This window comes from Pseudoalteromonas sp. BSi20429, assembly GCF_000238895.1.
GTDB lineage: Bacteria > Pseudomonadota > Gammaproteobacteria > Enterobacterales > Alteromonadaceae > Pseudoalteromonas > Pseudoalteromonas arctica.
In genome coordinates, this window is record NZ_BADV01000042.1 from 1 (window position 1) to 10,107 (window position 10,107).

10 protein-coding genes are annotated in these 10,107 nt (G+C 41.6%); 1 reads left to right on the forward strand and 9 read right to left on the reverse strand.

The features are described 5' to 3' along the window. The 9 genes from P20429_RS19440 to lrp form a co-directional block, all read right to left on the reverse strand. Positions 1 to 504, reverse strand: a 504-nt coding sequence (locus tag P20429_RS19440) for a hypothetical protein (protein ID WP_033026713.1), incomplete at its 3' end; no start/stop codon positions are given. Positions 505 to 621: 117 nt separating this feature from the next. After that, positions 622 to 1,101 carry a hypothetical protein gene (locus tag P20429_RS10675; protein ID WP_007582977.1) on the reverse strand — a complete coding sequence of 160 codons (480 nt, stop codon included), beginning with the start codon at positions 1,099 to 1,101 and terminating at the stop codon, positions 622 to 624. Positions 1,102 to 1,185: 84 nt separating this feature from the next. Next, positions 1,186 to 1,680 (reverse strand): hypothetical protein, encoded by a 495-nt coding sequence (locus P20429_RS19445; protein WP_237715155.1) that lies wholly within the window; start codon positions 1,678 to 1,680, stop codon positions 1,186 to 1,188. Between the two features lie 301 nt (positions 1,681 to 1,981). Then, complete coding sequence (gene serS / locus P20429_RS10670) at positions 1,982 to 3,286, reverse strand: serine--tRNA ligase (protein ID WP_002962971.1); 1,305 nt, start codon at positions 3,284 to 3,286, stop codon at positions 1,982 to 1,984. A 9-nt stretch (positions 3,287 to 3,295) separates the two neighbouring features. Next, on the reverse strand, positions 3,296 to 3,676 hold the full coding sequence (gene crcB / locus P20429_RS19450; protein ID WP_021032117.1) for a fluoride efflux transporter CrcB: 381 nt from the start codon (positions 3,674 to 3,676) through the stop codon (positions 3,296 to 3,298). Then, positions 3,669 to 5,012: a replication-associated recombination protein A gene (locus P20429_RS10665; protein ID WP_007582979.1), complete on the reverse strand. Its 1,344-nt coding sequence runs from the start codon at positions 5,010 to 5,012 to the stop codon at positions 3,669 to 3,671. The genes crcB and P20429_RS10665 overlap by 8 nt, the downstream gene beginning before the upstream one ends. Next, the gene (lolA, locus tag P20429_RS10660; RefSeq protein WP_007582981.1) at positions 5,005 to 5,631 is read right to left on the reverse strand and encodes an outer membrane lipoprotein chaperone LolA; all 627 of its coding nucleotides are present in this window, start codon (positions 5,629 to 5,631) and stop codon (positions 5,005 to 5,007) included. Before lolA ends, P20429_RS10665 begins: the two co-directional genes overlap by 8 nt. Beyond that, entirely contained in the window at positions 5,631 to 8,126 is a 2,496-nt protein-coding gene (locus tag P20429_RS10655) for a DNA translocase FtsK (protein ID WP_007582983.1), read from the reverse strand. Before P20429_RS10655 ends, lolA begins: the two co-directional genes overlap by 1 nt. 173 nt (positions 8,127 to 8,299) lie before the next feature. Beyond that, entirely contained in the window at positions 8,300 to 8,779 is a 480-nt protein-coding gene (lrp, locus tag P20429_RS10650; protein WP_007582985.1) for a leucine-responsive transcriptional regulator Lrp, read from the reverse strand. 142 nt (positions 8,780 to 8,921) lie between these two features. Here lrp and ald point away from each other — a divergent pair, with 142 nt between their 5' ends. After that, entirely contained in the window at positions 8,922 to 10,043 is a 1,122-nt protein-coding gene (ald, locus tag P20429_RS10645) for an alanine dehydrogenase (RefSeq protein WP_007582987.1), read from the forward strand. Positions 10,044 to 10,107: the final 64 nt, after the last annotated feature.

A 10,107-nucleotide genomic window follows, 5' to 3' on the forward strand; every position in this document is an offset into this window, starting at 1 on the left:
CAATTTTTCACCTGCCTGCTTTTCAATTGCTTTAACAACCTTTTCTAGTTGTATACCTCTTGAAGACTCATATGGAATAGAAGAGGCTGCCAACACTGCCACTTTATAATCACCTGCTTGTATAGCAAAATTAGAAACATTTTCTAATGCCGAACCTCTAGATGAATCATATGGGATTTGTGAAGCAGCAACTAACATAAGTTCCGTTTGTGAAGGTTTTTTACTAACTTCATATGGAATGGTGTATTGAATAGCGTCACTACGATTAGACGATGAGTTTATATCTTTTGTAATCGCTGTAAATGCCCAAATAAAAGCAGGCATTGCTAACATAAATGCAAATATACCTACAAAATTTAAAAGTCCTGCAACTGCTTCTGACACGGGACTCGGTTCAGATTTCCCATCAGAGGAACTCTCGGCTGATTTAAAGGTTGCAGCTTTATACAAGCCAACAAGAGCTGTCGCTAAAATGATTAATTGGATGACTAAATCTGTACTCATACTTTTGAATTGCCTAACGCCGCATTAAGCGGACAAAAATAGTGGGTTAAAATGTGTAGCGAAGCGAAACGTAACCCACTGTTTTTGTTCCGTTTAAATGCCTTATTAAATGCGCTTTTATGCAAACACTTTTATTAAAGAACCAATAATAATACCAACTAACCCAGATACTATTGCGACCCACCACCTAGAGTCTTTTTTATGATCTATTTCACTAGAATGTAAATTGATTGCGGTGTTAATTAACGTTGAAATATCATCGTTACTTAATGGCACTCTAGATATACGAACTCTCTGTTCATCAGTAAGAGCCTTAAATTTTTCTCTCGAAATTTTTTCTTCTAAGTCGACATTATAAAGCTTCTGATAATTTCTTCGCCAAACTAAAGATGCTTTATTTCTACCTCCACCTAAGCGAAAAAACTCAGGATGCTCTTCAAATATTGTTTTCCAATAATCACCATTGGACTCATCACCCTCGATTCTTTTAGCCCAAGTTGAATGCTCAGCTTTGTAAAACTTATAAGTTGCCATTACTTGAATAGCAGCAATTACATCCGCTAATCTGTTTCTATTTGTAGTATATGGATTTCTCAAAATATCTCCGATGTGAGGGTAGCCATTTAACACCCGATTAAGCGGCGAAAAGCGCTCTTGTTTTTGTCCGACTTAAATCGTTTGTTAGCTTCCGTTCTTTGCAAGAAAACTAAGAAACTCACTTTCGATTTCTTTCGCATCTCCATATATCCCCAAGTTTGCGTCGTGTAGCTCGTCCCAGAAACACATCATCATTGATGAGACATCGTCATTTGGTAGATACTCAGTAAAGGCCATATCATAGACTTGACGAGTAACTCGTTCATAAGTTGCTTTGCCAGATTTCAATGCTTCGTGAAACAAAGAAAAAGCTTCTTTTGCAACATCATGCTTGTTGGAATGTTCACCGAATTTTCCTAACGCTGAAATCGCATCATAAATATTTTTCGAAACTGATAAATCAAATAGAACCTCGTCAGGCTCTTCTTGTTGCAATATTAGATGGTCAGCCCACTCTACAACATCATCATTGGACAATGCCCCACATTCAAGAGCCAAAATCATTGCGTTAGTCTTTAAAGTATCCACAAGGAAGCTAACAACTTTGTATCCGACATTTGTCGCTTTATAAACCGACAAATGTCCAAATATTACAAAGGTTCTAATTTAACCAGCTAATAAGGACTTGTAAACAACTAGTTAGCCGATATTTAAGTTTCCTTGATGTAGAAATGCCCCAAAATGGTAGAGATCAGTAATATCGGACAAAAAAGTAATGAGCTATAAAAATAGGTGTAAGCGATATTATTAATAAGATAACTTAAATTTTTCTCTAAGCTTTTGCCTTTAACCTAAAATAAAAAAGCCGCTGTTCATTGCAAACAGCGGCTTTCGTCTTAAGATTTACAAGCTTAAAGCTTGCTTAACTTAAACTTGATTTTTATTGTTTACCAATCACTTCAAGTCCACCCATGTATGGGCGTAATACTTCTGGTACTACTACTGTGCCATCGGCTTGTTGGTAGTTTTCTAGTATGGCTACTAGTGTACGGCCAACGGCTAAGCCTGAACCATTTAGTGTATGTAGTAACTCTGGCTTTTTAACACCTTCACGACGAAAACGTGCTTGCATTCTACGCGCCTGAAAGTCAGCCATGTTTGAACAAGACGAAATTTCACGGTATGTGTCTTGCGCAGGTAACCATACTTCTAAATCGTATGTTTTAGCTGAGCCAAAGCCCATGTCGCCCATACATAAAATTACTTTACGGTACGGAAGTTCTAATGCTTGTAGTATTTGCTCTGCGTGACCTGTTAACTCTTCAAGCGTTGCCATTGAGTCTTCTGGTTTTACAAGTTGTACAAGTTCAACTTTATCAAACTGATGCTGACGAATTAAGCCACGTGTATCGCGACCATAGCTGCCTGCTTCACTTCTGAAACACGGAGTGTGGGCAACTAAGCGAATTGGTAAATCGCTTTCATCGTAAATTTCGTCGCGAGCGCTGTTTGTAAGCGGTACTTCAGCTGTAGGAATTAAGCTAAAGCCGGCTTGTTGTTCGCCGTCGTCATTTACAAGGCCTAATGTGTGGAATAAATCGCCCGCAAATTTAGGTAGTTGGCTCGTGCCGTAAAGGCTTGCACTATTTACTAAGTACGGTACATACATTTCTGTATAGCCGTTTTTATCAGCATGTGTATCTAGCATAAATTGCGTTAGTGCACGGTGCATACGCGCTACTTGGCCGCGCATTACAGTAAAGCGTGCGCCACTAATTTTAACGCCCATTTCAAAGTCTAAGCCGTTTAGGTCTTGGCCTACATCTACGTGGTCTTTAACTTCAAAATCGAATTTTTTAGGTGTGCCCCACGTTAAAATTTCAACGTTGTCGTCTTCGTCTTTACCTGCGGGTACCGACTCGTCTGGCAAGTTTGGAATTGCTAAAGCAATGTCGTTAATTGCGGCTAATACTTCATCTTGCTCTGTTTTAGCGGCGTCTAGCTCACTGCCTAAGTTAGCCACTGCATCAAGTAGTGGCTGTGCGTCTTCGCCTTTAGCTTTGGCTTGACCAATTGCTTTTGCGCTTGCATTACGTTGACTTTGAAGTTCTTGCGTTTTTACTTGTAATGTTTTGCGTTTTTCTTCAAGTGCCGTTACCGTCGCGACATCGAGTTCGTAACCGCGAGCTGCTAAACGCGCTGCAGTTTGTTCGATGTCTTGACGTAAAAATTTAGAATCTAACATGTTAGTTTTTTAACCTTTTTGCATTACTAGCTGAAGGCCCAGCCAAGCCATAAAAATACACACCATCACGTTTAAGATGATATTGAGGGCCATTTTAATAAAGTGACCTTGTTGTAATAACAACAACGAGTCCATTGAGAATGTTGAAAAGGTGGTTAATGCACCTAAAAAGCCAATACCGATAAGGGTTTTGGCGGGGCTTGCGGTGATAATTTCTTTATCTATCAAACCGTACAAAATGCCCATTAACAATGAACCCAGAATATTAACCGTCAACGTGCCAAAAGGGAATCCCCTACCGAGGAGTTTTAGCATGCTTTCGCTAATAAAAAACCGTAAACACGCACCTGAGGCTCCGCCAAGGGCGATCATCATATAAAGTTTAATCATTTTCGTATCGTTTAAGTGGGCTTTGCGCATCGCGCTCTTTTAGGTAATCGAGTTTTTGTTTAATTTTTTGCTCAAGTCCGCGCTCGCTCGGTAAGTAATATTCTTTGCCGTCCATTTCTGGTGGTAAGTATTTTTCACCTGCGGCAAATGCACCTTCTTCATTGTGCGCATAACGATACTCAGCACCATACCCTAAGTCTTTCATTAAGTTAGTTGGCGCATTACGTAAATGCTCTGGCACTGGGTAACTTGGCTCGTTTTGAGCGTCTGCTTTGGCTTGATTAAACGCCATATACACCGCATTACTTTTGGGTGCACTGGCTAAATACAATGTGGCTTGTGCAATTGCACGTTCGCCTTCGCCGGGCCCTACTCGCTGAAATATATCCCACGCATTTAAGGCCACTTCCATCGCACGCGGATCGGCGTTACCTATATCCTCTGTTGCAATGGCAAGTAAACGCCTTGCTACATACAAAGGGTCGCCACCACCGGCTAAAATTCGGCAATACCAATACAGCGCACCATCGGGAGAGCTACCACGTACTGATTTATGAAAGGCTGATATTAAATCGTAAAATTCATCGCCGCCTTTATCGTATTTAGCTAAATGAGTAGGTAAAACTTGGCTAAGTACGTGCTCGTCTACGTTGTATTGACCGTTTTGCTCGGTTGTTAAATCAACCGCTTGTTCAAGTAAATTAAGTACTTTACGCGCATCGCCGCCACTTGCTTGGCATAGTGCCTTTTTAGCGTTGTCGGCAATAGTGATGTGTTTTTGGCTTAGCTGCTCGTCTTGTTTAAGTGCGCGCTCTATTACGGTGTATAAGTCGGTATCGGCAAGCGATTTTAAAACATACACACGTGCACGCGACAATATAGCGTTGTTAAGGGCAAACGATGGGTTTTCGGTGGTTGCACCTACAAATATAAAGGTGCCGTCTTCTATGTGCGGTAAAAACGCATCTTGCTGAGACTTATTAAAGCGATGAACCTCGTCAACAAACATAAGGGTGCGTTGGCCACGGCTTTCTAGGTTATCGCGCGCTTGCGTTACGCTGTCACGTATACCTTTTACGCCTGCGGTTACCGCCGACATTTGAATAAGTGAGGCATCAGCATGGTTGGCAATTATTTGCGCAAGTGTTGTTTTACCTACACCCGGCGGGCCCCATAAAATTAAACTATGGCATCGCCCCGCGACAATGGCTTGATGCAGTGGTTTATCAGTACTTAATAAGTGTTGCTGACCAATGTACTCGTCAAGCGTTGTGGGGCGCATACGCGCAGCAAGTGGCCGTACATCGGGCCCAAAATTAAATCCTAAATTACTCACCGTTACTCTGATCGTCTATTTCAACACCTTCAGGAGGCGTAAATTCAAAAGTGCTTTTATCAAGCGGCGTATTAACTTGGGCATTGTTAAACGTAAATGACGATAGCTGCCCTGAGTTGTCGGTAACGACTAGTTTAGCAAGGCCTTGCTCGTTACCCGCAAACGCTATATCAAGTTGTTCTACTTGGCTTTCTACGCCTTTATTTGGCGTTACACTAAAGCCTGTATTTGTTGCAAGTACGCTGTATTTTTCCCACTGTGCTGGGTCTTTTGATGTAAGTAGCACAAATGGTGTTGAGTCGATTAGGCTGCTGGTTTTCATAATTGTTACTTGCTCAGCAAAGCTGTCGAAGTAATAGGTTTTATCGCCGTTTGATACAAATAATGTATCGTCTGGGTTTGTTTGCTGCCAGCGAATCATCATAGGCTGTTGAAGCGCTATTGTGCCCTCGCCTTGCATAACAGCTTGGCCTTCTTTGTCTGTTACTTTTTGTGCAAACTGCGCTTTAAAGCTTTTTAAAGTAGCAAGTCTGTCTTGTAATGCTTGGCTGTCATCAGCAAAGCTTGGTGCGGCAAGTACGCTGCCTAACACTAATAATAAGGCGTTAAATTTTTTCATTAGTTTGCTCCATTAGGTACTAATACATCGCGAGCGCCGTTATGACCTGGTGAGCTCACGATACCCGATGTTTCCATTTGTTCGACTAAACGTGCTGCGCGGTTATAACCAACACGCAGTTTACGTTGCACTGACGATACCGATACCTTGCCGGTTTCAATTACAAACGATACGGCTTCGTCGTATAACGGATCGTTCTCTTCGTCTGCATTTTCGCTTGCTTCACCTGGCAATAAAATATCTTCACTGGCATCACCATTGAGTATTTCATCAACGTAATTTGGCTTAGCACGCGCTTTCCAATCGTTTACTACTGCGTGTACTTCATGGTCGTCTACAAACGCGCCATGTACACGCTCTGGTACGCTAGTGCCTGGTGGTAAATAAAGCATATCGCCCATACCCAGTAAGTTTTCTGCGCCTTGCTGGTCAAGTATGGTACGCGAGTCTATTTTACTTGATACCTGAAACGCCATACGCGTTGGTATATTTGCTTTAATTAAACCTGTTATTACATCTACCGAAGGGCGCTGCGTTGCCAGTATTAAATGAATACCTGCCGCACGTGCTTTTTGGGCTATGCGGGCAATCAGCTCTTCTACTTTTTTACCAACAATCATCATCATGTCGGCAAATTCGTCAATTACTACAACAATACTGGGTAATTTACCTAGCTCGTCTGGGCCTTCTTTCATGCCATCGGTGTCTTTAAATAATGGATCAAGAATCGGGTAACCCGCTTCATTGGCTTCAAGCACTTTTTGGTTATAACCTTTTAAGTTACGCACACCCAATGCTGACATTAATTTATAACGACGTTCCATCTCGCCCACACACCAACGCAGTGCGTTAGCGGCTTCTTTCATGTCGGTGACTACTTCACACAATAAATGCGGAATGCCTTCGTATACTGATAGCTCAAGCATTTTAGGGTCAATCATAATCATACGTACATCGTCAGGACCCGATTTGTACAACAAGCTTACTATCATGACATTAACGCCCACTGATTTACCTGAACCGGTTGTACCGGCTACCAATAAGTGTGGCATTTTACCTAAATCAGCACATACCGGCTGACCGGCAATGTCTTTACCTAGCACCATAGTAAGTGGCGATGGATTTTGCTCAAATTTAGGCGCGTTTATTACTTCTGACAAACGTACTATTTCGCGGTGTTTATTAGGAAGCTCAATACCAACATATGTTTTACCCGGTATAACTTCTACAACACGCACACTAATTGCCGAAAGCGAACGGGCTAAATCTTTAGCCAAACCTGTAATTTTTGACACTTTAATACCTGGCGCTAAATCCAGCTCAAAGCGAGTAACAACAGGGCCTGGGTATACCGCTACAACTTTAGCTTGTACGTTAAAGTCGAGTAGTTTTGTCTCTACTAGGCGCGATACTGTATCGAGCTCTTCTTGCGAAATTGGGTTTTTAGCTTTGTCCGGTCTGTCGAGTAAATCAAGCGACGGTAATGGCCCCGGTGGTGGCTCTTGCGTTAATAATTGCTCAAACTTCTCTTTTGCCGTTGGCGGTGGTTGATATTGCGCTTTTGATTTAGGCATTGGTCTTGCTGGCGATACCACGGTTGTAACTGGTTTTTCAGGCTCTACAACTGGGCTTTGGTCAAGCGCGTTTAATGCAGCGGCCGTGTCCATTGGTTCGTCGTCTATGGCGCTAAAGCCAATTTCTTGATCGAGTATGTCGTCAAGCTCGTCAAACGGCATAAACTCGTCACTAATTTGTGGCTCGTTAAATGGCGTTTGCGGTTTATTAATTGCTTTTTGTTTATCTGCTTTTTTAGCTGATGTAGGCAGCTCTATTTGCTCTTTTATATCGTCTTCAAAATGGGCGTCTACCTCATCGTAATTATTTGCTTTGCCCGCAGCATGTTCTCGGTGCATCCAGCCTTTTGCGTACGATACAATAAAGCGGTAAAACCTAACCATTAAATCGCCAAGGTAATCTACAAAATCAACCCACGATACACCCGTTAATAAGGTAAGCCCTGCAAAAAAGAAACACAGCAATAATATAGAGGTGCCGGTAAAGTTAAACGCAGGCATCATGGCTGATGCAATAACATCGCCCACTACCCCACCAGAGGAAAAATTATAAATATCGTCAAAATTGATACTGCTAATAGCGGTAGCTGAGGTAATAAATAAAGCAAAACCAATAACACGCAGCGCTAAGGTGGTGTAATCAAGCTGTAAAATGCGGTGAGGTTGTTTAAATAGCAAGTAGCCAAATAGCTGGATGGCCGCTGGCACTAAGTAAGCCAACCAACCAAAGGTGAGTAATAAAATGTCGGCTATCCATGCACCGGCTGCTCCTGTGATGTTGCTTACTTCGCTAAAACTAGTTTGCGACCATGCAGCATCTGCTGGATCAAAGCTGATCAAGGCACATAAAATAAATATTGCCGTAAAGGTGCTGATAATCAGCCCTGTTTCTAATAGTCTTTGCACACCGTTTAGGCGCATAGTTCCCTATTCCTCTTTATTATTCTATTTTTATTCACACTTACTTAGCAGTGAAATACCTTAGCAGGAAATGCAATTTGTTGCACTTTATCTTAACCTTGATGGCCTGATTATGAACAAGTTTTTATAATTTGAGCTTATATAAGCAAATGACGCAGCTAATATAAATAACCTTAAGTAATATAAGGACGAATAATTACGCCTTCCTCACCTTTTACTTCTTCCATTACTACATAAGTTCGGCTTTCACTAACGTTAGGCAATTTTAATAATATGTCACCTAATACACCACGGTATTCTGACATATCATTTACGCGCGTTTTAAGTAAAAAATCAAAATTACCCGATACTAAATGACATTCGATAATTTCTTCGTGCTTTTTAACGGCCGCACTAAACTCATCAAATACGTCGGGAGATGTTTTAGTAATTGTTACTTCTACATACACCGATAAACCTTGCCCAAGCTTAGCTGGATCGACCACTGCTTTATAGCCAAGTATGTAGCCTTCCCGTTCTAGCTTTTTCACTCTCTCCAGACAGGGCGTGGCGCTTAGGCCAACTCGTCTGGCCAGTTCAACATTTGAAAGGCGTCCATCGTGCTGTAATTCCATTAAAATTTTACGGTCAATTCTATCTAATAACTGATGCATAGTGCCAACTAGTTTTTTATGCTGTTTATTTTTGTTATATAGATGATAACACTAGATTTGACTTTAAAAAAGGTGAGACACACGGGCTTATGATGAATATAATAGTGAAAAATGTTAATCCGTTCTTAATAAGGCAAATGATATGATTATTGGTGTTCCTAAAGAAATTAAAAACCATGAATACCGTGTAGGTATGGTTCCTGCGAGTGTTCGTGAATTAGTAAACCACGGTCATCAAGTGATTGTAGAAACTGATGCAGGCATGGGTATTGGTTTTACTAACGAAGATTACACGCTAGCGGGTGCTGAAATTTTAGCAACTGCTGCTGACGTTTTCGCTAAAGCAGACATGATTGTAAAAGTAAAAGAGCCACAAGCTGTTGAACGTGCAATGTTACGTGAAGACCAAATTCTTTTCACTTACTTACACCTTGCACCTGATCTTCCACAAACTGAAGACCTTGTAAAAAGCAAAGCTATTTGTATTGCATACGAAACTGTAACTGACTCTCGCGGTGGTTTACCACTTCTTGCTCCTATGAGCGAAGTTGCTGGTCGTATGTCTATTCAAGCTGGTGCACAAGCGCTAGAAAAATCTAACCACGGTCGTGGCATGCTACTAGGTGGCGTACCAGGCGTTGAAGCGGCTAAAGTTGTTATCATTGGCGGCGGTATGGTTGGTCGTAGTGCAGCGCAAATGGCTGTTGGCCTTGGTGCTGAAGTTGTCGTTCTTGACCGTAACATCGACGTATTACGTGCACTAGACGCGCAGTTTGGTAATAAAGTTAAAGCTATTTACTCAACTGCTGATGCTCTAGAAAAACACGTACTAGAAGCTGATTTAGTAATTGGTGGCGTACTAATCCCAGGTGCAGCTGCACCTAAACTAGTAACTGCTGCGCACATTAAAGCAATGAAACCTGGTTCTGCAATTGTTGACGTTGCAATCGACCAAGGTGGCTGTATTGCTACTTCTAAAGCAACAACGCATGCTGATCCTACTTTCATCGTTGATGAAGTTGTTCACTACTGTGTTGCTAACATGCCAGGTGCTGTTCCACGCACATCTACGTTTGCACTTAACAATGCAACATTGCCTTTCATCATTAACCTTGCAAACAAAGGTTATAAAAAGGCGTTACTAGATGACGCTCACTTCTTAAAAGGCTTAAACGTAATTAAAGGCCAAGTAACTTACAAAGAAGTAGCTGAAGCGTTCAACATGGAATATGTTGACCCACGCACAGCGGTAGAAAACGCATAATTTAGCGTTTTGTAGCTAGGTTGGTATTAAGTAATGTAGCTACCTAACTACAACCCATAAAAAA

Coding starts and splice junctions, on each gene's coding strand:
- lrp (WP_007582985.1), bottom strand. CDS start 8,779: ATGCATCAGTTATTAGATAGAATTGACCGTAAAATTTTAATGGAATTA.
- ald (WP_007582987.1), top strand. CDS start 8,922: ATGATTATTGGTGTTCCTAAAGAAATTAAAAACCATGAATACCGTGTA.
- crcB (WP_021032117.1), bottom strand. CDS start 3,676: ATGATTAAACTTTATATGATGATCGCCCTTGGCGGAGCCTCAGGTGCG.
- serS (WP_002962971.1), bottom strand. CDS start 3,286: ATGTTAGATTCTAAATTTTTACGTCAAGACATCGAACAAACTGCAGCG.
- P20429_RS10655 (WP_007582983.1), bottom strand. CDS start 8,126: ATGCGCCTAAACGGTGTGCAAAGACTATTAGAAACAGGGCTGATTATC.
- lolA (WP_007582981.1), bottom strand. CDS start 5,631: ATGAAAAAATTTAACGCCTTATTATTAGTGTTAGGCAGCGTACTTGCC.